Here is a 23,605-nt window from a genome sequence, read left to right on the forward strand (position 1 = left end):
TGCAGACGCTGAATACCTACTGATCAGCCAGTCTTTCTTCGCGAGCAAGCTCCCACGGGAAGCAGGTACTGCTACAACAACTTATCCAGCGTTATCGGAAACTCGCGTATCCGTTTACCCGTTGCGTGGTAGATGGCGTTGGCAATCGCTGCCGGGACACCGACGATGCCGATTTCGCCCACGCCCTTGGAGCCCAGCGCGTTGACGATCTCGTCATGTTCTTCGACAAACAGCACGTCGATGTCGCCGATGTCTGCGTTCACCGGAACGTGGTACTCGGCCAGGCTGTGGTTCATCGGGCGGCCCAGTGCGTGGTCCAGCAGAGCTTCTTCCTGCAGTGCCATGCCCATGCCCCAGACAACGCCACCAAGAATCTGGCTGCGTGCCATCTTCGGATTGACCACACGGCCCGCCGCCACAGCGCTGACCACACGGCTGACCTTGATGGTGCCCAGGTCCTCATCAACCAGCACCTCGACGAACACCGCCGAGTGCGTCGCCGCTGCGTAGGCTTCGCGCTTCTTGTCCGGCTCGGCGTCCACTTGTACCTCAATCACGCCGCTGGCCTGAGACGCCGCCAGGTCTGCCATCGACAACACCTGATCGCCAAGGTACAGCTTGCCTGATTCAAAGCGAGCTTCATCCGGCGTAACAGACGCAAACTGCGGATGCAGCCCTTTGGCCACTTCCAGCACCTGACGCTGCAAGGCCTGACACGCCTGTTGCACCGCCGTGCCCACCGACGACACTGTAAACGAGCCGCCCTGCAACGGCGCGGTCGGCAATGAAGAGTCGCCCAGCAGGAAGGTGACGTTCTCGACATCAATACCTGCAGACTCGGCCGCAATCTGCGTCATCACGGTGTACGTACCCGTGCCGATGTCGGTCGTGGCGCTGCTGACCACCAGCGAGCCATCCGCTTCAAGACGCGCCTTGGCGCTGGCTTTCATCTGCATCGCTTCCCATACACCGCCCGCCATGCCCCAGCCGACCAGTTGGCGACCCTGACGCATGCTGCGCGGTTCAGGATTGCGGCGCTCCCAGCCAAAACGCTCGGCGCCCTGGCTGTAACACTCGCGCAGTTCCTTGCTGGAATACGGCTTGTCTTCGTTGCCATTACGCTCGGCGTAGTTGGTCAGTCGCAGGCGCACCGGATCGATGGCCAGCGCGCAGGCCAGTTCGTCCATCGCGCATTCCAGACCGATCATCCCCAATGCGGCGCCCGGCGCGCGCATGTCCAGCGGCGTGAATACATCCAGCGGCACCAGCTTGTAGGTCAGTTGCACGTTGTCGCAGTGATAAAGCATGCCGCTCCATTCCACGACGTGCTCGCTGAAATCCTCGAAACGCGAGGTCTGGCCGATGGCTTCGTGCCCTACGGCCAGCAGACGACCATTGGCAGCAGCGCCCAGACGCAAGCGCTGAACCGTGCGCGGGCGATAACCAAAGGTGAACATCTGCTGGCGGGTCAGGGTCAGGCGCACCGAGCGTTTCAGGTGCAGCGCGGCCATAACCGCCAGAGGCAGTTGATACTGCGGACGCAGGCCAGAACCGAAAGCACCGCCGACAAACGCGGCCAGTACGCGAATCTTGTCCTTCTCCAGGCCGAAAACCTTGTGCAGGTAGTCCTGACAGTTCTGCGGGCCTTGGGTCTTGTCATGAATCTGCAAGCCGCCGTCTGCCTGATACAGAACGGTCGATGCGTGCGGTTCCATCGGGTTGTGGTATTCGCTGGGCGTGCTGTAGGTCACATCGACACTCAGCGCCGAACTTGCCAGCTCGCCCTCGAAATTGCCACGCGGTGGTGGCAGTTCTGCAGGCGCGTTGTAGGCTGTGTCGAGCATGGCCTGCAGATCGGTCTCGTGGGGCGCCTGTTCGTACTCGATACGCACCAGCGAACCGGCATGCCGCGCCAGTTCAAGCGTCTCGGCCACCACCAGCGCGAGCGGCTGACCGCTGTACAGCACGTTGTCGTTATACAGCGGGCGAAACGGCGAACCATCCGCCGAGTCGGCGTCTTCGTAATTCTCGTCGTAGCTGGCCAGCGCCGGGCGATTGCTGTGATCGAGCACCGCCACAACGCCGGGCACTTTCAGCGCTTCGCTGATATCAATGCTGAGCACGCGCCCCTTGGCGATGGTGCTGGAGACCACGCTGCCGTGCAGCAGGCCTTCTTCTGGGTACTCCCCGGCGTAACGTGCGCCGCCGGTTACTTTCAGTCGGCCGTCAACGCGGTCCACGGGTTTGCCCATTGGCGAAAATGGCTGATTCATTGGGCGCTCCCTCCTGTTGCGGCATCGCTCAGGGCACGAATGATCGCGCGGCGGGCCAGTCTGACTTTGAAACCGTTTTGCGCAAGAGGCTGCGCATCTTTGAGCATGGCGTCGGCGGCGGCGGCGAAGTTCTCGCGGGTCACCGGCTTGCCGATCAGCAGGCGTTCGACCTCCTTGTCACGCCAAGGCTTGTGCGCAACCCCGCCCAGCGCCACGCGCACGTCGCGCACCACGCCATTTTCCAGGCTCAAGGCCGCAGCGGCAGATATCAGCGCAAACGCATAAGAAGCACGATCACGTATTTTCAGGTACGCACTATGGCTGGCGAAACTTTCGGCCGGCAGCTCGATGGCGGTGATCAACTCATCGTCGGCCAGCAGGTTGTCGCGCTGTGGCGCATCGCCAGGCAAACGATGGAAGTCTGCGAACTCGATAGTCCGCTTGCCGGCACGCCCTTCGACGTGCACCACGGCGTCCAGCGCAGCCAGCGCCACGCACATGTCCGACGGGTGCGTGGCAACACAATCGTCACTGGCACCGAGGATCGCGTGGTTGCGGTTCAGGCCCTCACGTGCGGGGCAACCGGTGCCAGGCTCGCGCTTGTTGCACGGCACGCCGGTGTCGTAGAAGTAATAGCAACGGGTGCGCTGCAACAGGTTACCGCCCGTGCTGGCCATGTTGCGCAACTGTGGCGAGGCACCCGCCAGCACGGCCTTGCTCAGCAACGGATAACGCGCTTCGATCAACGGGTGATACGCCAGGTCGGCGTTGCTCACCAGCGCACCGATCATCAGCCCGCCAGACGCCGTCTCGCTGACATCGCGCAACGGCAGGCCGGTGATATCAATCAGGTGCTCGGGTTGCGTGACGTTTTCTTTCATCAGGTCGAGCAGGTTGGTGCCGCCCGCGATAAAGCGTGTGGCGGGTCCGCTCAGGTTGACGGCCGCGCTGACGTCGGTCGGCTTGCTGTAGGTAAACGGGTTCATGCGTTCACCTCCGGCTTGGGTGCCGCATTGTGAAACTGTGGCAGCGCTTCTTCTACGGCGGCCAGAATGTTGCTGTACGCACCGCAACGGCACAGGTTACCGCTCATCAGTTCCTGAATTTCGGCGCGGGTGCTGGCGCGGCCTTCGTTGGCAAGCCCGACGGCCGAGCAGATCTGCCCCGGCGTGCAATACCCGCACTGAAACGCGTCGTGCTTGATGAAGGCTTGCTGCATCGGGTGCAGTTCCTCGCCATTGGCCAGGCCCTCGATCGTGGTCAGCTCGGCGCCGTCACACATGATCGCCAGCGTCAGGCAGGCATTGATGCGCGTCCCGTCGCGCAGCACGGTGCAAGCGCCGCACTGGCCGTGGTCGCAGCCTTTCTTGGTGCCGACCAGATCGAGCTGATCGCGCAGCAGGTCCAGCAAGGTGGTCCAGGGCAGCACATCAAGCTGGCGGGGCTGCCCGTTGAGGGTTAGCGAGATCGCGTGGGTCGCGAAATCCTTCGGGTTCGGGGTTGTTGCACTCATGGAAACCTCACGGTAGGCGTTCGCTTAGCGCATTTTTATGCGTCTTGAGGGTGGGACTTCGTGAGGTATGCAACGTTCAGGCTTTATGGATGAGCGTACTGATCATCGAAAGGGCGTGATCCACAGGCAGCCATCCCGACACGCTGCTGGTATGATGCGCGGCTTTTTCCGACCCGCAAAAATCAAACGGGCTGCCACTGCAGTCTGTGCTTTGCTGTTGGAGTCGATCATTCACGACGCGCGCCGCGTCACGGAGAGCCAGACATGCTGGAAAGGCTGTTTCAACTCAAGGCACACAACACCAACGTGCGAACCGAGATTCTTGCGGGCGTCACGACTTTCCTGGCGATGGCCTACATCCTGTTCGTCAACCCGAGCATCCTCGGCGAAACCGGCATGGACAAAGGCGCAGTGTTCGTTGCCACCTGCCTGGCAGCGGCCATCGGCTCGACGGTGATGGGCCTGATCGCCAACTACCCGATCGCCCTGGCACCGGGCATGGGCCTGAACGCCTTCTTTACCTACACCGTTGTGCTGCACATGGGCCATAGCTGGCAGGTGGCGCTGGGTGCAGTGTTCATTTCGGCGGTGATGTTCTTCATCCTGTCGATCTTCCGCATTCGCGAGTGGATCATCAACAGCATCCCCCTGCCCCTGCGCTCGGCCATTGCCGCCGGTATCGGCCTGTTTCTGGCACTCATCGCCCTGCACAACGCCGGCATTGTGGTCAGCAACCCGGCCACCATCATCGGCATGGGCGACCTCAAGCAGCCTGCTCCGGTGCTCGCCACCCTGGGTTTCTTTCTGATCGTAGCGCTGGACCACCTCAAAGTGCGCGGCGCCGTGCTGATCGGCATTCTTGCCGTCACGCTGGTGTCCATCGGTCTGGGCTTCACGCCGTTCGGCGGCGTGGTGTCGATGCCGCCGTCGCTGGCACCGACCTTCATGCAACTGGACATCATGGGCGCACTGGATGTCGGCCTGGTCAGCATCATCTTCGCGTTCCTGTTCGTGGATATCTTCGATAACTCCGGCACGTTGATCGGCGTCGCCAAGCGCGCCGGGCTGATGGGCAAGGACGGGCACATGCCGAAGATGGGCCGTGCGCTGATCGCCGACAGTACTGCGGCAATGGCCGGCTCGCTGCTGGGTACTTCGACCACAACCAGCTACATCGAGTCGGCTGCGGGCGTGAGCGCCGGTGGCCGCACTGGGCTGACTGCCGTGGTCGTCGCCGTGCTGTTCCTGCTGGCGCTGTTCTTCGCCCCGTTGGCTGGCAGCGTGCCAGCCTTCGCGACCGCTCCTGCCCTGCTGTTCGTCGCGGTATTGATGGCTTCCGGCCTGGCCGAGATCGACTGGGACGACATCACCGTCGCAGCACCGGTGGTGATCACTGCGCTGGCGATGCCGTTCACCTATTCCATCGCCAACGGCATCGCCTTTGGCTTCATTTCCTGGACAGCGATCAAAGTGCTGTCGGGACGCTGGCGCGAGCTGAATTCCGCGCTGGTGATCCTGTCGATTTTGTTCGTGATCAAGCTGGGCTGGTTCAACGCATGAGTGTTCCTTTCGACCCTGCGAGCTACGACCGTCAGCTCGAAGAAAAAACCGCCCGCCTGCGCGAGTTGCTGGCACCGTTCGACGCGCCCGAGCCGCAGGTGTTTGATTCACCGCGCGAGCATTACCGGCTGCGCGCCGAGTTTCGCTTGTGGCGCGAAGACCAGAAGCGCTATTACGCGATGTTCGCGCCGGGCGACAACAAGACGCCGATCCTGCTCGAAGGCCTGCCGATTGCCAGCCAGCGCATCAACGCACTGATGCCGGTGCTGCGCGAGCGTTGGGAAGCCAGCCCGACGTTGAACCACAAGCTGTTCCAGGTGGATTTTCTGACCACACTGGCGGGCGATGCCATGATCACAATGTGCTATCACCGGCCGCTGGACGATGAGTGGCTAGCCGCTGCCGAGCAATTGGCTGTCGAGCTGGATGTAAGCCTGATTGGCCGTTCCAAAGGTCAGAAGTTGATCATCGGCCATGACTACGTGACCGAGAAGCTCGACGTGGCTGGCCGCACCTTCAGCTATCGCCAGCCAGAAGGCGCGTTCACCCAGCCCAACGGCACCGTGAACGGCAAGATGCTCAACTGGGCCTTTGATGCACTGGGCGAGCGTCAAGACGACCTGCTGGAATTGTATTGCGGCAACGGCAACTTCACCTTGCCGCTGGCCACCCGCGTGCGCAAGGTGCTGGCGACCGAGATCAGCAAGACCTCGGTCAACGCTGCACTGAGCAATCTGGATGACAACGGCGTGGACAACGTCACGCTGGTGCGCCTGTCGGCCGAAGAATTGACCGAGGCACTGAACGAAGTGCGCCCGTTCCGCCGTCTGCAGGGCATAGACCTGAAAAGCTACGATTTCGGCAGCGTCTTCGTCGATCCGCCTCGCGCCGGCATGGACCCGGACACCTGCGAACTGACCCGCCGCTTCGAGCGCATTCTGTACATCTCCTGCAACCCCGAAACCCTCGCCGCCAACATCGCCCAACTGTACGACACCCACCGGATCGAACGCTGCGCCCTGTTCGACCAGTTTCCGTATACCCACCATATGGAGTCGGGGGTGTTGCTGGTCAGGCGTTGAGGCTTATCTGACTGACTATCGTGCGACGCTCCGCGTCGCATGCCGTTCTGGACGCTCTGCGTCCTATCCTGAATGCGCGGCGCGGCGCAGATTTGTGACGCAGAGCGTCACGCAAAGCATTCCTACGCTGGAGCGTGAGGAACGATAGGCGTCTGGGCTGGAGCGCACGGAACGACAACCTCACTATCGTGCGACGCTCCGCGTCGCATGCCGTTCTGGACGCTTCGCGTCCGATCTTGAATGTGCAGCGCGGCGCAGATTTGTGACGCAGAGCGTCACCCAAGGCATTCCTACGCTGGAGCGTGAGGAACGATAGCCGTCTGGGCTGGAGCGCACGGAACGACAACCTCACTATCGTGCGACGCTCCGCGTCGCATGCCGTTCTGGACGCTCCGCGTCCGATCTTGAATGTGCAGCGCGGCGCAGATTTGTGATGCAGAGCGTCACGCAAGGCACTCCTACGCTGGAGCGTGAGGAACGATAGGCGTCTGGGCTGGAGCGCACGGAACGACAACCTCACTATCGTGCAACGCTGCGCGTCGCATGCCGTTCTGGACGCTCTGCGTCCTATCCTGAATACGCGGCGCGGCGCAGATCTGTGACGCAGAGCGTCACGCAAAGCATTCCTACGCTGGAGCGTGAGTAACGATAGCCGCCTGGGCTGGAGCGCACGGAACGACAACCTCACTATCGTGCGACGCTCCGCGTCGCATGCCGTTCTGGACGCTCTGCGTCCTATCCTGAATGCGCGGCGCGGCGCAGATCTGTGACGCAGAGCGTCACGCAAAGCATTCCTACGCTGGAGCGTGAGGAACGATAGGTGTCTGGGCCGGAGCGTGAGGAACGATAGGCGCTTCACTGCGAAACTGTCAGTTTATTTATTAGCTTCCTATCGATCCGCTGAGGTATAAATCGAGACCCGATTTACACGCCCGATGGGATCCGATCTTGAGTTCTGAGTTCTCCGCTGCTTCTGCCCCGGTCAAGTTGTCCAGCCAGCCCGGTTTCGTCAGTTTTATCCTCTCGCGCCTGATGGCTGTGTTTGCCATGCAGATTCAGGCAGTGGTGGTTGCCTGGCAGGTCTATGACATGACCCGCGAGCCGATGGCGCTGGCGTATGTCGGCCTTGCTCAGTTCATCCCCATGTTACTGCTGTTGATGCCTGCCGGGGACCTGATCGACCGTTACAACCGCAAGGTTATCCTGATGATCAGTTGGGGCGTGCAGGCGGTGTGCGGCGTCATTCTGTTCGCGTTCTCGGCGCTGAAGCTGCACGACCTGCGGCTGATCTACGGCGCGCTGATGCTCTACGGCTGTGCCCGCGCGTTCACCGGCCCGGCCCTGCAAAGCCTGCTGCCGCAGATTGTCCCGCGCGACCAACTCGCTTCAGCCATCGCCACCAACAGCGTGATCATGCGCTGCTCGACCGTCGGCGGCCCGCTGATCGGCGGTTATCTGTATTGGTTGGGCGGCGCAGAGCTTACGTATTCGGTGTGTGTGGCCGCATTCATCGCCGGGATCCTGTTGCTGGCCCGGGTTGCCACGCCCTTTGCCGGCAAGCCTGTGGATCTGGGCTCCAGCGCCTGGGGCCGGTTCACGGCGGGCATTGCCTTTATCCGCTCGCGGCCGATCATCCTGGGCACCATTTCACTGGACCTGTTCGCCGTGCTGCTCGGTGGCGTGGTCGCGCTGCTGCCAATCTACGCTCATGAAGTGCTGAACCTGGGCCCGCAAGGGCTGGGTATGCTGCGCGCTTCGATGAGCCTGGGCGAACTGGGCGTCGGGATTTACCTGAGCATGCGCCCGCTGGACCGCAATGTCGGCATGACCATGTTTTTCGCCGTCGGCCTGTTCGGTGTGGCGAATCTGGTGTTTGCCCTGTCCACGCTGTTCTGGCTGTCGTGCCTGGCATTGCTGGTCGCGGGCGCGGCGGACATGGTCAGCGTCTACATCCGCTCGGCGCTGGTACAGTTTTCGACGCCAGACAACATGCGCGGCCGGGTCAATGCGGTGAACATGCTGTTTATCGGTTCCTCCAACGAGCTGGGCGAATTCCGGGCGGGCACCAGTGCCTCACTGGTCGGCGCAATCCCGGCCGCAATCATGGGCGGCGTGTGTACTCTGGGCGTGGTTGGTGCGTGGATGGCGGGCTTCAAGTCGCTGCGTCAGGTCGATCGTTTCGCCGATGCGTCGCCGCTTGATGTGTTGCAGGCGCAGGCGGTGAAAAGCTAGGTACGGACTTCCCGAACCAATCGCCTCTCTCGCACCTCTATACCCTCGCATCCTGCACACGCTGGCCGGACCGCCGGACTGGCGCAGACGTGCATCAGCAGCGACACTCATTGCACGAAAAGAAGAGGGATCCGACATGCTCTGGAAAAAAGGCCGACGCAGCGACAACGTAGTCGATGCACGCGATGGCGGCAGCAGTGGGGGCGGCGGCGGTATGCGCATCGGCGGCAAGGGCCTGGGGCTGGGCGGCATTGTGATCATTGTTGCCATCGGCCTGCTGACCGGCCAGGACCCGATGCAGATTCTTGGCCAGTTGACCGGCCAGGGCACCGAGCAAAGCGCGCCACCCAGTGCGCAGACGCGACAGGCGCCACCGGCCAACGATCAGCAGGCTGAATTTGTGCGCAGCATTCTGGGCGATACCGAGGACACCTGGCGCGCCGTGTTCGCCCAGAATGGCCGCGAATACAAGGACCCGACCCTGGTGCTGTTCAGCGGTCAGGTGAACTCCGCCTGTGGTCGCGCCACCTCGGCGACAGGTCCGTTCTATTGCCCGGCAGACCAGCAGGTTTATCTGGACCTGGATTTCTTCCGTGAAATGTCTCAGCGCTTCTCGGCTGCCGGCGACTTTGCCCAGGCTTACGTGATCGCCCACGAGGTCGGCCACCACGTGCAGACCCTGCTGGGCATTTCGGCCAAGGTCGACAAGGCCCGTCAGGCCGGTCAAAAGATGGAAGGCAGCAACGGTTTGCTGGTGCGCCAGGAACTGCAGGCTGACTGTTTTGCAGGCGTTTGGGCCTATAACGCACAAAATCGTTTGAACTGGCTGGAGCCGGGTGATATTGAAGAGGCGCTGAATGCGGCGAATGCCATTGGCGATGACCGCTTACAGCAGCAAGGCAGTGGGCGAGTCGTTCCGGACTCCTTTACGCACGGAACCTCCGCCCAGCGCGTGCGCTGGTTCAAAACCGGTTTTGCGCAAGGCCAAATCAATCAATGCGACACGTTCGCCGCCAAGAGTCTCTGAGCACATGATTAAACCGCTTCTGGTCCTGTTGTTGAGCACTGCCTTCGTGAGCCTCGGGGCGCATGCCGAGGATCAAGCGGTTACGTCTATCAGCCCGGATCGTCTGGCGATCAACGGCGCAGAGGCGACTCTGGGGCTGAGCCAGGAGTGGGTGCACCCCAAGCCGAAGATCGAGCGCGTGGTGATCGTGCTGCACGGTCGTCTGCGCAATGCGCAAACTTATTTGCGCAGCATCGAGCGTGCCGCCAACCAGTCAAAAGAGCGCGGCAAGACCCTGCTGATTGCGCCGCAGTTTCTGGATGAGAAGGACATCGTCGCGCATCACTTGCCAGAGTCGATCCTGCGCTGGCGTCAGAACAGCTGGATGGAAGGCGCAACCTCCACCGGTCCCAAGCCCGTCAGCTCGTTTCTGGTACTGGACCATATCCTCAAGCGCCTGAGCGACAGCAAGCTGTTTCCGAATCTGAAGGAAGTGGTCATCGCCGGGCATTCCGGTGGTGCTCAGGTGGTGCAGCGCTACGCAATGATCGGTGGCAAGGAAGATGCCTTGCTGCAGCGTGAAGGTGTGAAGCTGCGTTATGTGATCGCCAACCCGTCGTCCTACGCTTATTTCGACGCAGAGCGGCCTGAACCGGTAACGGCGCAGAGCTGCCCTGATTTCGACGAATGGAAATACGGCCTGAACAAGATGCCGTTCTATTCGGGCAAGGAAAAACCGGCTGACATCGAGAAGAATTACGTGAAGCGCGACATCACTTACCTGATGGGCGAGCTGGACACCGACCGCAACCACCCTGCCCTGGATAAGACCTGCGCCGCCGAAGCACAAGGCGCGTATCGCCTGATTCGTGGCCAGAACTACTTCAACTACCTCAAGAAACGCCATCCTGAAGGTCTGAATCAGCGCTTGGTGATCGTGCCGAAAGTCGGCCACAACGGCGACGGTATCTTCACCTCGCCTGAGGGGCAGGCGGTGTTGTTCAAGCCGTTTTGAGGGGGTGACGTCCGAGCACTATAACTATCGTCCCTACGCTCCGCGTGGGGATGCATGTCGGGACGCTCTGCGTCCTATCCTGGTGTGCAGTGCTGCGCAGAGCTGTGACGCAGAGCGTCACGAAATGCATGCCAACGCCGAGCATTGGCACGATAGGCGGGGTCAGCCTCCCGCCTTCACCCCAACATCCCGCGCAGCGCCGTGCAATCAACCGCATGCCAGTCGGTCAGTTCAGGCCAGGGGTTGTCCTTCAGGTTGACCAGAACGGTCTTCGAACCCGCCGCACGGCCGCAGCTCAGGTCGTGCAGGTAATCGCCGATCATGACCATGCGTTGTGGCTCGACACGCCAGGCGCTGGCCAGCTTCAGCAAGCCCGCAGGATCGGGCTTGGGCGTTGCTTCGTCGCGGCCCAGTACATCGTCGACAGCAAAGCAGTCCGCCAGGCCGATAGCCTGCAGGGTGATGTGCGCCAGCTCCCGAGCGTTACGGGTCAGTATGCCTAAACGATAGCCACGTGCAGCCAGCTCGCGAACCAGTTCAACTGCCCCGTCGGCAGGCAGCGAGCCCAGCGCCAGCGCTCGCTCGTGCTCCAGCAACCAGGCATGTTTGGCCGCCGACTCGTCGGCAGGCAATGCCGCAAGGTGGCCCAGAATGTCGTCGTCCTGCGGGATGCCCAGTTCACGCTTGATCGCCGGAAAGTCGTGGACCGGGACGGTCAGGGTGCCGTCCATGTCGAACACCCAGTGCCGAATGCCGTCGAGTGTCATGCCCAGTCCTTACGGTGGCGGATCAGCCCTTCCTGACTGACCGATGCGACCAGTTGCCCGGCGCGATTGAAGATGCTGCCGCGCGAGAAACCTCGGGAATTACCTGCCCAAGGGCTGTCCATCGCGTAGAGCAGCCAGTCATCGGTGCGCAGGTCGTTGTGGAACCACAGCGAGTGATCGAGGCTGGCGACCTGCATATCGCGCTGCCAGACCGTCTTGCCGTGGGGCAACAGGGACGTGGTCAGCAGGTTGAAGTCAGAGGCATAAGCGAGCATGTAGCGGTGCAGTGACTGCACGTCTTTCAAGCTGCCATCGGCGCGAAACCACACATGCTTGACCGGCTCGCCAGGCTTGGGATCGTAAGGATCGTCGGCGGTCACCGGGCGAAACTCGATCGGTTTGGGGCGCAGAAACTTGTCATGCATCGCATCAGGAATCAGGTGCGCGCGACGAGTCGCCAGTTCCAGCTCGGACGGCAGGTTTTCCGGGCCGACAATCTGCGGCATCACCGTCTGGTGCTCGAAGCCCTCTTCGTCGTACTGGAACGAGGCGCTGCAGGTGAAGATCGGCTTGCCCTTCTGAATGGCGGTCACGCGGCGTGTGCTGAAACTGCCGCCATCGCGCACCCGGTCAACCTGATAGACCACCGGCAGACCGGCATCGCCGGGGCGCAGGAAGTAGCCGTGCAACGAGTGAACGTGCCGGTCCTCTTCAACCGTCTGGCTGGCGGCAGACAAAGACTGCCCCAACACTTGACCACCAAATAGCTGGCGAAACCCCAGATCCTGGCTGTGGCCGCGAAAAAGGTTTTCTTCGATAGCTTCAAGCGTCAGCAACGCAACCAGATCATCCAGCACTTGGCTCATTCTCACTCCTCGCACACATCGACGCTGCATCCGCAAGGAAACAACAGTCGACGCAGGTCCTGGCAGGCCCCGGAGCCTGCACTATTAATTAAATGGAATGATACAGTTTTAAGAGGGCGAACCTGCGCGCAAATCCATCAGGGCTTCAGCGTATTGAGCCATTGTTCACGGCTGATGCGGTACAGCACGTGTGGTTTGAGCGGGTGGCCGTCAGGCAGGTTGGGGTGGTCGAAATCGTCCGACTCGTCGTACTGCATACCGATCGCCTGCATGACCTTTTGCGACGGCTCGTTGCTGACCGCAGTGAACGACACGATCTCGTCCAGCTTCAAACGCTCGAAACCACAGCCCAGCGCCGTCCACGCCGCCTCGCTGGCAAAGCCCAGCCCCCAGTGTTCACGCGCCAGGCGCCAGCCGATCTCGACAGCCGGGGTAAAGGGAGCCTTGAAACCCACCACGTGCAGCCCGGTGAAACCGATGAATTCCCCCGTGTCCTTGCGCTCCAGCGCCCAGAAGCCAAAACCCAGCTCGGCGAAATGCCCACGCAGTCGCCCGATCATGGCCGCGCTTTCAAGGCGGCTCAGCGGCTCAGGGAAATAGCGCATGACCTGCGGGTCCATGCACATGGCGGCAAAGGCTGGCAGGTCGTCGTCACGCCACTGGCGCATCAGCAACCGAGCGCTATCAAGCTTGAGTATCGGTTCCATCGATTCCCCCATGTAACGAGACGTGAGTGGGCACCAGTGTAGCCACCCGACACGCCAGGCAACTGGGCGGGAGGACGCATTACTGGCACTATCGGGCTTCAAACCCATCATCCGACGCAATGAACGGACGCAAAATGTCACTGCCGCTTATCTACCATGACGACTACAGCCCTGCATTCGCGCAGGACCATCGCTTTCCGATGGACAAGTTTCGTTTATTACGTGACTACTTGGTCGACAGCGGGCTAACCCGCGACGTTCAATTAATGCGTCCCGAGTTATGCCCGGTGGACATTCTGGCGCTGGCTCACGACCCTTCCTACATCAGTCGCTACCTGAGCGGCGACCTGTCGCGTGAAGACCAGCGGCGTCTCGGCCTGCCCTGGAGCGAGGCACTGGCGCGTCGCACCATTCGCGCCGTGGGCGGCTCGCTGCTGACCGCCGAGCAGGCCCTGACCCACGGCCTCGCCTGTCACCTGGCGGGCGGCACCCATCATGCGCACTATGACTACCCGGCGGGCTTCTGCATTTTCAATGACCTGGCTGTGATCAGCCAGTACCTGCTGCAAAGCGGTCGCGTGGGCAAGGTGTTGATCTTCGACTGCGACGTGCATCAGGGTGACGGCACGGCGCGGATTCTGGCCGACACCGAGGACGCTATCACCGTCTCGCTGCATTGCGAGAAGAACTTCCCGGCGCGCAAGGCCCAGAGCGACTGGGACATTCCTCTGCCGATGGGCATGGGCGACGCGGATTACCTGAACGTCGTCGACGACCTGCTCAACTACCTGCTGCCCTTCTATAAACCGGACCTGGTGCTGTATGACGCAGGCGTGGACGTGCACAAGGACGACGCGCTGGGTTATCTGCAACTGACCGACCGAGGCCTGGCCAATCGCGACGAAGCCGTGCTGCGTCATTGCTTGGGCCGCGACATTCCGGTCATGGCCGTAATCGGTGGCGGCTACAGCAAGGACCGCCACGCGCTGGCGAGGCGGCACGGCATTTTGCATCACAGCGCGCAGAGGGTCTGGAACGACATGGGGCTGTGACCAAACGCTGTACGTCACCTGAGTTGCACACCGGAAAACAACCCTCGGGTAGAATGCCCCACCCTTCTGCTGCCGATGCTCTGCTGACCATGACCGACCTCGCCTCCCCTGCTTCCCGATCCGTTGCCATCATCGGAGGCGGCCCTGCGGGCTTGATGGCGGCCGAAGTATTGAGCCAGGCCGGTTTCAAGGTAGACCTGTACGACGGCATGCCTTCGGTGGGGCGCAAGTTTCTGCTTGCCGGGGTTGGCGGGATGAACATTACCCATTCCGAAGCCTACCCTGCGTTTCTGGCGCGTTATGCTGAACGATCGGCGATGATCGCGCCCATGTTGCGTGCGTTTGATAGCCATGCGTTGTGCCAGTGGATTCATGAGCTGGGAATCGAGACGTTCATCGGCAGCTCCGGCCGGGTGTTTCCTGCCGACATGAAAGCCGCGCCCCTGCTGCGCGCCTGGCTCAAGCGGCTGCGTGATGCGGGCGTGGTTATTCACACCCGGCATCGCTGGCTGGGCTGGAATGCCGATGGCAGCCTGCGCGTCGCACATGCTGATGACGAACTGGCGCTCAGACCGGCAGCCACCTTGCTGGCGCTGGGCGGTGCCAGTTGGGCGCGACTCGGTTCAGATGGCGCCTGGCTGCCGTGGCTGCAAGCACAGCAGGTAAACGTCGCGCCCTTGCAAGCCGCCAACTGTGGTTTTGAGGTGAGCGCGTGGAGCGATCTGTTGCGCAGCAAATTTGCCGGTGCGCCCCTGAAGAACATAGCTATGGGCCTGACCGGCCAAGCGCTGCGTCTGGGCGAATGCGTGCTGACCGAGACTGGCGTTGAAGGCAGTCTGGTTTATGCACTTTCAGCGCAGATTCGCGAACAGATCAACCTTCAGGGTTCAGCAGTTGTGCACATCGACCTGCTGCCCGGTAAAGCGCTGCCAGACGTCCAAAAAGCCCTGAACAAACCCCGCGGCTCGCGCTCGATGGCCAAACACCTGCACAGCCAATTGGGGCTGGACGGCGCGAAGGCCGCACTGTTGCGCGAACTGGCGCCTCGTGAGGCATTTGCCGATCCGCTGTTGTTGAGCGAGGCCATCAAGGCCCTGCCGCTGAACCTTATCAAGCCGCGCCCGATCGACGAAGCCATCAGCACAGCGGGTGGCGTGACCTTTGAAGCCATGGACGAGCGCCTGATGCTCAAGCAACTGCCCGGCGTGTTCTGCGCAGGCGAAATGCTCGACTGGGAAGCGCCCACCGGCGGCTACCTGCTGACCGCCTGCTTCGCCAGCGGCCGCGCTGCGGGGTTGGGAATGGTGGAGTGGCTGAGTTCACAGTGATTCCTGTGCGTAGGCTCTGCGCTCAGCGTTATACATAAATCCTTTCTGTGGGAGCGTCGCCCGGCTCGCTCCCACATGCGTATATCAAGGCTTCTTCTTGCGTGGCCCGGTGTTGAAGACTGGCACTTTACGCACTGGCTTGACCGCCGGCGTTGGCTCGGACTCGCCGCTGTCTACCCATTTGCCCAGATTGCGCTTGCTGCTCGATACCTTGGGCTTTTTCGGCTTCTTGGGCTTTTTGAGGATCTGGCCGCTGGCATCAGTGCTCGGCACCCGGTGTTCCGGCTCGAAGTCAGGTTCTTCCTTGCGTTCCAGCGTCTGGCGGGTCAGCACTTCGATGGCCGACAGCAGTTCCACTTCATCGGCACACACCAGCGAAATAGCCTCACCGGTCTGGCCCGCACGACCGGTGCGCCCAATACGGTGAATGTAATCCTCGGCCACGATCGGCAGGTCCAGGTTGACCACGGTCGGCAGGTCGTCGATATCCAGACCGCGAGCCGCCACGTCGGTGGCGACCAGAATCTTCACATCGTTGCTCTTGAAACGGTCCAGCGCACGCTGACGAGTGGCCTGTGGTTTGTCGCCATGAATGCCGTCGGCGTTCAGGCCCAACCCCTGCAAACGGTCCACCAACTGATCGACGCCCACGCGGGTCTTGGCGAACACCAGCACCTGGCCCCAACGATGCTTCTTCATCAGGTGGATGAACAGATCCGCCTTGCGCTTCTTGTCCACAGTCACGACCCATTGCTTGACCGAAGACGCCGCGACATTGCGCGGGCTGACTTCGATGGTCAGCGGGTCATTGAGCATCTGCGCGGCCAGCAGACGAATCTCATCGGAGAACGTCGCGGAAAACAGCAGCGTCTGACGCTGCTTAGGCAATACGGCATAAATGCCGCGCAGCTCCTCGGCAAAGCCCAGGTCAAGCATGCGGTCGGCTTCATCAAGAATCAGGGTCTGCAACTGGGAAAACCTGATCGCCTTCTGACGATACAGATCGAGCAGGCGACCCGGCGTCGCAACCAGCACGTCCACGCCCTTGCGCAGCTTCATCATCTGCGGGTTGATGCTCACACCGCCGTAGGCCGCATACGTGCTCAACGGCAGGTGTTCGGCGTACTGACGAATGCTTTCATGAACCTGATCGGCCAGCTCGCGGGTGGGGGCCAGCACCAGCGCACGAATCGAGTTGGGTGCGACTTTCGGGCCTTCCATGGTCAGGCGTTGCAGCAGCGGCAGGGCAAAACCGGCGGTCTTGCCGGTGCCGGTCTGGGCCGCTGCCATCAGATCGCGGCCCGCCAGTACCGGAGGAATTGCCTGCGTCTGCACAGGCGTCGGTGTCTGGTAACCGAGCGCTTCAAGGGCGCGCAGCAAGGGTTCGATCAGGCCAAGAGAGGCGAATGTCATGGGGATACCGTAGGGAAAATTCACGCAAGGCGCGCAGTTTAACCTGTCCGGCCCGCGTCGGTTAGCTCGTGCGTGTCGATCCGGCTTATCTGACCAGACAAAACAAACCCGAGATCAGAAGCCGCGCTGACGCTTGAGCGTTTCGCCGATTTTTGCGGCCGGGACTTTTTGCAGCGAGCACAGCATCTGGTGGGAGATCCCGGCGATGCCGTGGGTGTTGCGCAGTTCGTTGGTCAGGTACGCCGTCAGGTTGGCGGCCATTTCCGCATCGGCAATCGCCCGGTGAGCCTTGCCGGTGTTGGGCAGGCGCGCATAGCTAGTCAATGTGCCGAGCTTGTGATTCGGGGCGCCGGGCATCAGGCGTCGGGCCAGCAGCATCGAACAGGCAAAGCTTTGTTCGCGCTTGCGCTGGATGCGCGACAGTTCGTAATCCCAGAACTTCTGGTCAAACGAGGCGTTGTGCGCCACCAGCGGCGTCGAGCCGACGAAGTCCGCCACATCACCCATCACCCGCTCGGCGCTGGGGGCGGTGCGAATCATGTTATTGCTGATACCGGTCAGCCCTTCGATGAACGCCGGAATGCGCACGCCAGCGTTCATCAGGCTCTGAAAGCGCTCGACGATACGCCCCTGCTCCATGATGACCACGGCAATCTCGGTCGCCCGGCAACCGGGGTTCGGCGAGATTCCGGTGGTTTCAAAGTCGATGACTGCAACACGTTCCAACACTGGCCTGACCCTGTAAATTCATTTCAACAACAATGCGCCTTCGATGGGCACATAACGGCTTGCAGCACGGATCAGCGAATTCGCGGTCAGCCCCGGTACCCCGTAAGCCACCGCTTCGACACCATGCTTGCTGATCACCCGATCAAGCAGCATATCGAAATCGCCATCACCTGACGCCAGCACCACCTCATCCACCTGAGGCGCGAAGTCCATGATATCGATGGTGATGCCGACATCCCATTCCCCTTTGGCCGAACCATCGCTGCGCTGGATGTATGGCTTGAGCCTGACGGTGAAACCCAGATTGCGCAGGATCTGCTGGAACTGCTGCTGTTTGCTGTCGCCGCGGTCGATGGCGTACGCAAACGCGTGGACAATCTCGCCACGCTTGCTGATGTCCGCCCACAGCGCGGCGTAGTTGAAATGACAGCCATACGCCTGGCGCACGGTGTAATACAGGTTCTGCACGTCGGCAAACACCGCGATCTTCTTCACCGCAATTCCTCATGGCGGGCAACAAGCCCACTGGTTACAGCGATCCGGAATGTGAATCGGCGACCAGTATGCCAGCTTGAGGAAGGAAGTGAGCTTCAACTATCGTGCGACGCTCCGCGTCGCATGCATTTCTGGACGCTCTGCGTCCGATCTTGAATAGGCGGCGCGGCGCAGACCTGTGACGAGGAGCGTCACCCAGAGCATTTCCACGCTGGAGCGTGCGCAACGATAGTTGTCTGTTCTGGAGCGTGAGGAGCGATCACTGCGCTCTCAAACAAACGAATCATCATCCGAAAACATGTCGCCACCCTCATCAAAGCTGTCATCGGCCGTGTACTGCTGATCCGGCTGACCCCAATTGCCCTGGTCATTGAACGAACCGCTGTCCTGTACCGGCGGCGCATCATGAATGACCTCGACGATCTCCTGCGGCTGGCTGTGATGGCTGAACATGCTGCTGATGCCCTCCGCCAGCAGCACGCCACCCGCCACACCGGCCGCGGTTTTCAGTGCGCCGCCGAGAAAACCACTGCCCGCAGCAGGCGCAGGTGCGGCGTAACCACCCTGCGGCGCGGCGGGCGCAGGTGCTGGATTGAAGCCAGCCCCATCACGCCAGCCGCCACCGGAAGGTTGACTCGGCTGAGCCTGAGGCGCGCGCGGTGCGCTGCTGCCAAAGATGCTCGACAGAAACCCGCCGCTGGCCGGTGCAGATGAGGATTGGCCCTTGGCCTGTTGAAGCTCGGCCTGCAACTGCTGAATCTGCTCGTCGCGCTGTTTCACCTGCTGATTCAGCTGATTGACCGCCGCTTCCTGCACCAGAATCGCCTGAGTCATGTAATAAGGAGCGGCGGGCTGACGGGTCAGGTGCTCTTTGATACGCGCCTCGGCCGCCGCATCGCGGGGGGCGGATGCCGTTTCGGCGTCTTTCAGTTTCGAGAAAAGACCATCGATCAGGGTTTGCTCTTCGCTGTTCATGACCACCTCACTGAGTTGCCACTGGAATTTTCCCGCCGCACGGGCAGGACCATGCTCAGAAAATGGGGCCTCATCAACGCGCTTCAATGACATGAAGAAAAAGATAAGAAATCCCCTGCCTACCGCCACTGCGCTTGGTTCAGCAAAGGGCATGGGCTAAAGTGGCGACCTGCTTTTAGCCTGCGATCTATCTACATGAACCCGTTGAACGTCATCCAGGATTCGCTTTATTTTTTCCGTCGCCATCTGGTCAGCATTCTGGTGCTGTGCCTGCCGTTGGTGATCCTCGAAGTCCTCGCCAAGCAAGCCCTGAGCAGCGCCATGCCCGCCCAGGCCTCATCGGCCTACACGCTGGTGATCGGGCTGTTTTTCTACCCGATCTACACGGCGGCCCTGATTCTGTTTCTCGACTCGCGCAGCCGCGGTGAAGAAGCCACCACCCGCGACCTGCTGGCCATGGCGTTGCGCCTGTGGCCGACCTTCGCGGTGCTCTCGGCCATGAGCACGTTGCTGATCATGTTCGGCCTCTCGCTGTTCGTCGTTCCCGGCATCTGGGTGATGGTCAAGCTGGCGTTCAGCGAATACTTGCTGGTGCTGCGCAAACTCACGCCGTTCATGGCCATGCGCGAAAGCATGCAAATGACCACCGGGCATTTCACGCGCATTCTGGTGTGCGTGCTGAGCGTCTACATTCCGCTGTGGCTGCTCGAAGGCGCGAGCCTTTACGCCTTCCCCGAGCCAAAGAGCCTGCCGATTTCAGTCGCCATCGACAGCCTCAGCAGCTTCCTGCAACTGTTCACCACCATCGTAATGTTTCGCCTGTTCATGCTGGTCAGCGAGCCTGCGCACAGGGCCTGATCCAAAGGCTGGCGTCAGGCCCCTCTATTCGCGGTATGCTCAAACCCGAATCCCTCACCGAGCGCCAGGCGCTCCAAGTCGAGCCGATGCCCCGTGTTCTGTTACGCCTGACCCTGTCCTGCCTGCTGCTGATCGCCGTGGCGCTGCTGCTGGTCTACCAATTGACCTGGCGCCCGCCCGCTCACGAGTTACTGACTGCCAGTTGCAGTACTGCGGTCCAGGCACCAAAACTGGTGCCTGGCCAGGCCCTGAAGGTCATGACCTGGAACATCCAGTACCTGGCTGGCAAACGCTATGTGTTCTGGTACGACATGGCCGACGGCAGCGGCCCGGACGAACGCCCGACGCCTGAAGACCTCGCCTACAACCTGGATGAAGTGGCACGGGTGATCCGTGACGAACAGCCAGACATAGTGCTGCTGCAAGGTGTCGACGATGGCGCCAAGAACTCCGACTACCAGGACCAGCAGAAACTGCTCCAAGAGCGCCTCGCCGACCTGTACCCATGCAGCACCCAGGCCTTCTACTGGAAAGCGGAATTCGTGCCCAGCCCGCATATCTGGGGCAGCGTCGGCAGAAAACTGACCACCCTCAGCCGCTTCCACATCGACAGCGCCGAACGGCTGCAATTGCCAATGCCCGACGCCAATATCATCAGCCGCCAGTTCCAGCCAAAAAACGCATTGCTGGTCAGCTACCTGCCCTTGCGCGACGGTGGCAAGCTCGCCGTGATCAACACCCACCTGGCCACCGCAAAACCCGGCGACGGCACCGCACAAAAGCAAATCGCCTCAACTGAAACCCTGTTGAGCAAACTGGAAGGCGGCGGCACACCCTGGCTGATCGGCGGCGACTTCAACCTGCTGCCGCTGGGTCAATACCAACGCCTCCCCGAACAACAGCGCCACGGCTACGCAGCCGACAGCGAACTGCACGCGCTGTGGGAAAAATACCCGATGATCCCCAACAACACCGAATCCAGCGGCACCGACCGCAGCCAATGGCTGACCCACTTCCCCAACGACAACCGCATCAACGGGCCGGACAGGACCGTGGATTATCTGTTTTACAGCCCGAGCTTGAAGCGCGTCAGCGCGAGGGTAAGGAGGGATGACACGTTGTTGATATCTGATCACCTGCCAGTGATTGGGCGGTTTTTGTTGCCGGTTTTGCCATGAGGGGGCAATCGGCATTCAGGTTTCAGCTGTGCCCAACATAGAGTCGAGTGCTTGCTCAAGCTTCGATAGTTCCACCTCAATACCCTCTCCGTAAACCGCCGTACCGCGACCGCAATCGATAGTCACCGCTATTCCCGCGCCGGTGAGCCGTCCCGGATATTTACGCAGTTTCAGCTCAACACACGAGCAATCCAGCCAGCGTGCCTGATCCGCTGACCAGCCATTGTCTTCGAAAGCAAACACGCGGATGTCGCGCCTGATGTCGATTATCTCGGGTGGATAAATCCAGTGCGTGGCAAGTGCCTCGTAAGGCGTCGCCTGCACACGGTAGCGAGCGCTGGGCGACAGCGCGATGACTTCAATATGTTCGCGGCGCATGATGTCGCCTGCATGCTCAGTGCTACCAAATACAGGCTCGTAACCTTTTCCGGTGAACGTAAAGAATTTCGTTTTTCCATCAGCCTTCAACTGGGCAAGGGCTGCGCTCACCAACGGAAGAGACTGATCGTCAGACTCAAGCGCACGGTCATACCCGTCTAACTCGATGCCCATAAAGTTAGCTTCATCAGCATCATCCGTGTAACAACGGGCGACGAGGGACAAGGTGCCTTCGGTGAAGTAGTACATATCGTACTCATAGTAATAGTCATAGAAGCCGTCCTTATCCTGCTCGCTGGCGTCGATGTGGTGGTACCGCTCCATGCGGATTGCACCCGGGCCCTGGGATGTCCACTCGGGTTTGAGCTCGCGGTTGCGGCTGTCATCCCGGCTAAAGAGGTTCTTCATCCAGCGCTTGATAAGCGATTTGAACATAAACATGGCAGTGCTCAATTTTCCCCTTGATTACCCGGTGGCTGGGCGGTTTTCCGTGATCCGTGAATATCTCAGTGACTGGAATACCTGAATGAAGTGGGAGTGGCGGCGCTGTGGCCCTCGATGAATTGTAAAATATTTACAGACCATACTCCGCACATAAGTCATCGGCCAGTTGCTCTACGTCATAATCTTCAATGTTTGATAAAACAGCCAAGGTATAGCCCTTTTGCAGTGAACGCACGAAATAGCTACTGAAACCCGCCGTGCCGCCCTCATGACAGAACTTCACGCCTTCGCCGTCTTCGTCCATTGACAGTCCAAAACAATAAGCAGAATGCTCAGCTATCGCTTCTCCCCGCTCATTTATTCGAGCGAGTGGCGTTAGCATTTTTTGTATGGCTGCATGCCCGCCTACTTTAGCGGTGAGAAAATTTTCGCCCCACTTCATGAGGTCTGCCGCGGATGAATGCACCAGACTCGCGCCAAGGGAATTCCAAGGGTTTCGTGAGGCGGTATAAACTCCGCCGCTGCCCTTTGCATACCCAGTCGCAACCCGCTTGTCTTGGCTCATGCCGTCTAAAATGAAGGTGTCCCGCATACTGAGGGGTGTAAAAATGCGGGCTCTGGCATAGTCGGCATAGCGGACTCCACTCACGCGCTCTATAACTGTCCCCAATAGAAAATAACCTGTATTACTGTACTCGAAACGAGTGCCCGCCGGAAAGTCAGCCCTGGTCTGCCCCCTCAACTTATCAAGTACCCCGGCGGCACTGAGTGTGTCTTCAAAGTTGATACCATGCGACAACGCGATGTCTATGAAGTCGGGCATTCCGCCAACATGATAGACCAGATCCTGCAAAGTAACCTGGCCTGAATAGCCGCTTACTTCTGGTACAAAGCGGCTGACCGGGTCACTCAGAGATAAACGTCCATCTTGCTCCAGCAGCAGCAAACAAAACGCAGTGAACTGCTTTGAAACCGAAGCCAGATCGAAAATAGTATCGCGGCTCAGCGGCTGTTGGGTTGCGATGCTTTCCACGCCAACACTGCGCTCATGGCACCCGCCCTGATCAAAACAGAGTAATGAGATAAAACCAGGATTCTGGTGTTTTGACTCAAAGAGAGGCATGGATAAAGCCGTCATCGATTTGTTGAAACGTCGGTGATCGACAGTGGAAAGCAAAGGCATGGCGCCGATTCTGCCAGAACAGGTAATTTGCGGCGAGAAGTCGATGGGCTGGCAGCAGCCGTCAGGGCAGCGCGATCACGCTTTCCCCCCTTCGACCGGACAGTTACGGCAGATAGAATCAAAACAGTTTGAACCGTTTCTGAGCGCGCTCGCCTAATGATTAGCCTTTGGATACTTCCACAGGCGACGTGCCAATACCGGCATACACCAAAGGGTGATCAACGTGGCTAAAGACGACAAGAAAAGCAAAGGCGAAGCCTCGAAAGCCAGCAAGGACCTGAAGGACAAGAAGGCCTCACCGGCGAAGAAATCAGAAGCGGCCTCGACGCTTTCCAAGTCTTCTGAAAAGAAAGACAAGAAAAAAGACGCCGAGCCAAAGAAAGCTGCCAAAAAAGCTGATAGCAAGCCAGAAAAGGCCAAGAAATCAGACAAGTCAGAAAAAGCGGAAAAGCCCGCTAAAAAGAAAAAGTGACACCTGCTGCCTGCCAGGGCGTTGCGCCCTGGCGTTCATCTCATCGTTTGACGAGCGCGGAAACGGAGGTTGCAGGCTT

Annotated in this window: 23 protein-coding genes; 11 read left to right on the forward strand and 12 right to left on the reverse strand. The window is 60.4% G+C overall.

The annotated features are described in order from the left end of the window. Nucleotides 1-71: 71 nt before the first annotated feature. Genes PSPTO_RS24070 through PSPTO_RS24080 form a run of 3 tightly spaced genes read right to left on the reverse strand, consistent with a single transcriptional unit; the run spans nucleotide 72 to nucleotide 3,786 of the window. A complete protein-coding gene (locus PSPTO_RS24070; RefSeq protein WP_011105101.1) occupies nucleotides 72-2,273 on the reverse strand; it encodes a xanthine dehydrogenase family protein molybdopterin-binding subunit in 2,202 nt (733 codons plus the stop codon). Next, the gene (locus tag PSPTO_RS24075; RefSeq protein ID WP_011105102.1) at nucleotides 2,270-3,259 is read right to left on the reverse strand and encodes an FAD binding domain-containing protein; all 990 of its coding nucleotides are present in this window, start codon (nucleotides 3,257-3,259) and stop codon (nucleotides 2,270-2,272) included. Before PSPTO_RS24075 ends, PSPTO_RS24070 begins: the two co-directional genes overlap by 4 nt. Beyond that, nucleotides 3,256-3,786, reverse strand: coding sequence for a (2Fe-2S)-binding protein (locus PSPTO_RS24080; RefSeq protein WP_011105103.1), 531 nt, complete (start codon nucleotides 3,784-3,786; stop codon nucleotides 3,256-3,258). The genes PSPTO_RS24075 and PSPTO_RS24080 overlap by 4 nt, the downstream gene beginning before the upstream one ends. 264 nt (nucleotides 3,787-4,050) lie before the next feature. Here PSPTO_RS24080 and PSPTO_RS24085 point away from each other — a divergent pair, with 264 nt between their 5' ends. The 5 genes from PSPTO_RS24085 (at nucleotide 4,051) to PSPTO_RS24110 (ending at nucleotide 10,681) form a co-directional block, all read left to right on the forward strand. After that, nucleotides 4,051-5,346 carry an NCS2 family permease gene (locus tag PSPTO_RS24085; protein ID WP_011105104.1) on the forward strand — a complete coding sequence of 432 codons (1,296 nt, stop codon included), beginning with the start codon at nucleotides 4,051-4,053 and terminating at the stop codon, nucleotides 5,344-5,346. Next, nucleotides 5,343-6,428, forward strand: coding sequence for a tRNA (uridine(54)-C5)-methyltransferase TrmA (trmA, locus tag PSPTO_RS24090; protein WP_011105105.1), 1,086 nt, complete (start codon nucleotides 5,343-5,345; stop codon nucleotides 6,426-6,428). Before PSPTO_RS24085 ends, trmA begins: the two co-directional genes overlap by 4 nt. Nucleotides 6,429-7,376: 948 nt before the next feature. Continuing rightward, nucleotides 7,377-8,660: an MFS transporter gene (locus PSPTO_RS24100; RefSeq protein WP_005770220.1), complete on the forward strand. Its 1,284-nt coding sequence runs from the start codon at nucleotides 7,377-7,379 to the stop codon at nucleotides 8,658-8,660. Between the two features lie 136 nt (nucleotides 8,661-8,796). Beyond that, nucleotides 8,797-9,687 (forward strand): KPN_02809 family neutral zinc metallopeptidase, encoded by an 891-nt coding sequence (locus PSPTO_RS24105; protein ID WP_004397257.1) that lies wholly within the window; start codon nucleotides 8,797-8,799, stop codon nucleotides 9,685-9,687. 4 nt (nucleotides 9,688-9,691) lie between these two features. After that, the gene (locus tag PSPTO_RS24110; protein WP_005770225.1) at nucleotides 9,692-10,681 is read left to right on the forward strand and encodes a hypothetical protein; all 990 of its coding nucleotides are present in this window, start codon (nucleotides 9,692-9,694) and stop codon (nucleotides 10,679-10,681) included. Nucleotides 10,682-10,857: 176 nt separating this feature from the next. On the opposite strand, the gene PSPTO_RS24115 is transcribed toward PSPTO_RS24110, so the two are convergent. The 3 genes from PSPTO_RS24115 to PSPTO_RS24125 form a co-directional block, all read right to left on the reverse strand. Then, nucleotides 10,858-11,448, reverse strand: a complete 591-nt coding sequence (locus tag PSPTO_RS24115; RefSeq protein WP_046463348.1) for an HAD family hydrolase — start codon at nucleotides 11,446-11,448, stop codon at nucleotides 10,858-10,860. Beyond that, nucleotides 11,445-12,314 (reverse strand): acyl-CoA thioesterase II, encoded by an 870-nt coding sequence (tesB, locus tag PSPTO_RS24120; RefSeq protein WP_011105107.1) that lies wholly within the window; start codon nucleotides 12,312-12,314, stop codon nucleotides 11,445-11,447. The genes PSPTO_RS24115 and tesB overlap by 4 nt, the downstream gene beginning before the upstream one ends. A gap of 137 nt (nucleotides 12,315-12,451) precedes the next feature. Then, the gene (locus PSPTO_RS24125; RefSeq protein ID WP_011105108.1) at nucleotides 12,452-13,021 is read right to left on the reverse strand and encodes a GNAT family N-acetyltransferase; all 570 of its coding nucleotides are present in this window, start codon (nucleotides 13,019-13,021) and stop codon (nucleotides 12,452-12,454) included. A 134-nt stretch (nucleotides 13,022-13,155) separates the two neighbouring features. Between PSPTO_RS24125 and PSPTO_RS24130 the strand changes: the two genes are divergently transcribed. Beyond that, nucleotides 13,156-14,073: a histone deacetylase family protein gene (locus PSPTO_RS24130; protein ID WP_011105109.1), complete on the forward strand. Its 918-nt coding sequence runs from the start codon at nucleotides 13,156-13,158 to the stop codon at nucleotides 14,071-14,073. Nucleotides 14,074-14,162: 89 nt separating this feature from the next. Continuing rightward, nucleotides 14,163-15,401 carry a TIGR03862 family flavoprotein gene (locus PSPTO_RS24135; RefSeq protein ID WP_007243792.1) on the forward strand — a complete coding sequence of 413 codons (1,239 nt, stop codon included), beginning with the start codon at nucleotides 14,163-14,165 and terminating at the stop codon, nucleotides 15,399-15,401. A gap of 84 nt (nucleotides 15,402-15,485) precedes the next feature. On the opposite strand, the gene PSPTO_RS24140 is transcribed toward PSPTO_RS24135, so the two are convergent. The 4 genes from PSPTO_RS24140 to PSPTO_RS24160 all read right to left on the reverse strand — a co-directional run bounded on the left by PSPTO_RS24140 (nucleotide 15,486) and on the right by PSPTO_RS24160 (nucleotide 19,013). Then, complete coding sequence (locus PSPTO_RS24140; protein WP_011105110.1) at nucleotides 15,486-16,814, reverse strand: DEAD/DEAH box helicase; 1,329 nt, start codon at nucleotides 16,812-16,814, stop codon at nucleotides 15,486-15,488. Between the two features lie 114 nt (nucleotides 16,815-16,928). Further along, nucleotides 16,929-17,540 (reverse strand): 3'-5' exonuclease, encoded by a 612-nt coding sequence (locus PSPTO_RS24145; RefSeq protein WP_046463347.1) that lies wholly within the window; start codon nucleotides 17,538-17,540, stop codon nucleotides 16,929-16,931. A 21-nt stretch (nucleotides 17,541-17,561) separates the two neighbouring features. Next, nucleotides 17,562-18,038 carry an NYN domain-containing protein gene (locus PSPTO_RS24150; RefSeq protein ID WP_011105112.1) on the reverse strand — a complete coding sequence of 159 codons (477 nt, stop codon included), beginning with the start codon at nucleotides 18,036-18,038 and terminating at the stop codon, nucleotides 17,562-17,564. Between the two features lie 270 nt (nucleotides 18,039-18,308). Continuing rightward, a complete protein-coding gene (locus tag PSPTO_RS24160) occupies nucleotides 18,309-19,013 on the reverse strand; it encodes a DUF2076 domain-containing protein (protein WP_046463346.1) in 705 nt (234 codons plus the stop codon). A 195-nt stretch (nucleotides 19,014-19,208) separates the two neighbouring features. Here PSPTO_RS24160 and PSPTO_RS24165 point away from each other — a divergent pair, with 195 nt between their 5' ends. Beyond that, a complete protein-coding gene (locus PSPTO_RS24165) occupies nucleotides 19,209-19,871 on the forward strand; it encodes a YciC family protein (protein WP_005770243.1) in 663 nt (220 codons plus the stop codon). Between the two features lie 35 nt (nucleotides 19,872-19,906). Continuing rightward, a complete protein-coding gene (locus tag PSPTO_RS24170; RefSeq protein ID WP_005770245.1) occupies nucleotides 19,907-21,049 on the forward strand; it encodes an endonuclease/exonuclease/phosphatase family protein in 1,143 nt (380 codons plus the stop codon). A gap of 15 nt (nucleotides 21,050-21,064) precedes the next feature. Here the strand turns inward: PSPTO_RS24170 and PSPTO_RS24175 are convergent, their stop codons facing one another. Then, nucleotides 21,065-21,868: a hypothetical protein gene (locus PSPTO_RS24175; protein ID WP_005770247.1), complete on the reverse strand. Its 804-nt coding sequence runs from the start codon at nucleotides 21,866-21,868 to the stop codon at nucleotides 21,065-21,067. Between the two features lie 133 nt (nucleotides 21,869-22,001). Further along, complete coding sequence (locus PSPTO_RS24180; protein WP_005770249.1) at nucleotides 22,002-22,994, reverse strand: serine hydrolase domain-containing protein; 993 nt, start codon at nucleotides 22,992-22,994, stop codon at nucleotides 22,002-22,004. A gap of 58 nt (nucleotides 22,995-23,052) precedes the next feature. Between PSPTO_RS24180 and PSPTO_RS29970 the strand changes: the two genes are divergently transcribed. Continuing rightward, on the forward strand, nucleotides 23,053-23,211 hold the full coding sequence (locus tag PSPTO_RS29970; RefSeq protein WP_005770251.1) for a hypothetical protein: 159 nt from the start codon (nucleotides 23,053-23,055) through the stop codon (nucleotides 23,209-23,211). Between the two features lie 57 nt (nucleotides 23,212-23,268). Further along, entirely contained in the window at nucleotides 23,269-23,526 is a 258-nt protein-coding gene (locus PSPTO_RS24185; RefSeq protein ID WP_005770253.1) for a hypothetical protein, read from the forward strand. The last annotated feature ends 79 nt before the right edge of the window (nucleotides 23,527-23,605 follow it).

It is taken from the genome of Pseudomonas syringae pv. tomato str. DC3000 (assembly GCF_000007805.1).
GTDB lineage: Bacteria > Pseudomonadota > Gammaproteobacteria > Pseudomonadales > Pseudomonadaceae > Aquipseudomonas > Aquipseudomonas avellanae.

What these genes read in the sequence shown, in the direction of transcription:
- PSPTO_RS24070 (WP_011105101.1), bottom strand. Translation starts at nt 2,273, where the DNA reads ATGAATCAGCCATTTTCGCCAATGGGCAAACCCGTGGACCGCGTTGAC.
- PSPTO_RS24075 (WP_011105102.1), bottom strand. Translation starts at nt 3,259, where the DNA reads ATGAACCCGTTTACCTACAGCAAGCCGACCGACGTCAGCGCGGCCGTC.
- PSPTO_RS24080 (WP_011105103.1), bottom strand. Translation starts at nt 3,786, where the DNA reads ATGAGTGCAACAACCCCGAACCCGAAGGATTTCGCGACCCACGCGATC.
- PSPTO_RS24085 (WP_011105104.1), top strand. Translation starts at nt 4,051, where the DNA reads ATGCTGGAAAGGCTGTTTCAACTCAAGGCACACAACACCAACGTGCGA.
- trmA (WP_011105105.1), top strand. Translation starts at nt 5,343, where the DNA reads ATGAGTGTTCCTTTCGACCCTGCGAGCTACGACCGTCAGCTCGAAGAA.
- PSPTO_RS24105 (WP_004397257.1), top strand. Translation starts at nt 8,797, where the DNA reads ATGCTCTGGAAAAAAGGCCGACGCAGCGACAACGTAGTCGATGCACGC.
- PSPTO_RS24110 (WP_005770225.1), top strand. Translation starts at nt 9,692, where the DNA reads ATGATTAAACCGCTTCTGGTCCTGTTGTTGAGCACTGCCTTCGTGAGC.
- PSPTO_RS24115 (WP_046463348.1), bottom strand. Translation starts at nt 11,448, where the DNA reads ATGACACTCGACGGCATTCGGCACTGGGTGTTCGACATGGACGGCACC.
- tesB (WP_011105107.1), bottom strand. Translation starts at nt 12,314, where the DNA reads ATGAGCCAAGTGCTGGATGATCTGGTTGCGTTGCTGACGCTTGAAGCT.
- PSPTO_RS24125 (WP_011105108.1), bottom strand. Translation starts at nt 13,021, where the DNA reads ATGGAACCGATACTCAAGCTTGATAGCGCTCGGTTGCTGATGCGCCAG.
- PSPTO_RS24130 (WP_011105109.1), top strand. Translation starts at nt 13,156, where the DNA reads ATGTCACTGCCGCTTATCTACCATGACGACTACAGCCCTGCATTCGCG.
- PSPTO_RS24135 (WP_007243792.1), top strand. Translation starts at nt 14,163, where the DNA reads ATGACCGACCTCGCCTCCCCTGCTTCCCGATCCGTTGCCATCATCGGA.
- PSPTO_RS24140 (WP_011105110.1), bottom strand. Translation starts at nt 16,814, where the DNA reads ATGACATTCGCCTCTCTTGGCCTGATCGAACCCTTGCTGCGCGCCCTT.
- PSPTO_RS24160 (WP_046463346.1), bottom strand. Translation starts at nt 19,013, where the DNA reads ATGAACAGCGAAGAGCAAACCCTGATCGATGGTCTTTTCTCGAAACTG.
- PSPTO_RS24165 (WP_005770243.1), top strand. Translation starts at nt 19,209, where the DNA reads ATGAACCCGTTGAACGTCATCCAGGATTCGCTTTATTTTTTCCGTCGC.
- PSPTO_RS24170 (WP_005770245.1), top strand. Translation starts at nt 19,907, where the DNA reads ATGCTCAAACCCGAATCCCTCACCGAGCGCCAGGCGCTCCAAGTCGAG.
- PSPTO_RS24175 (WP_005770247.1), bottom strand. Translation starts at nt 21,868, where the DNA reads ATGTTTATGTTCAAATCGCTTATCAAGCGCTGGATGAAGAACCTCTTT.
- PSPTO_RS24180 (WP_005770249.1), bottom strand. Translation starts at nt 22,994, where the DNA reads ATGCCTCTCTTTGAGTCAAAACACCAGAATCCTGGTTTTATCTCATTA.
- PSPTO_RS29970 (WP_005770251.1), top strand. Translation starts at nt 23,053, where the DNA reads ATGGCGCCGATTCTGCCAGAACAGGTAATTTGCGGCGAGAAGTCGATG.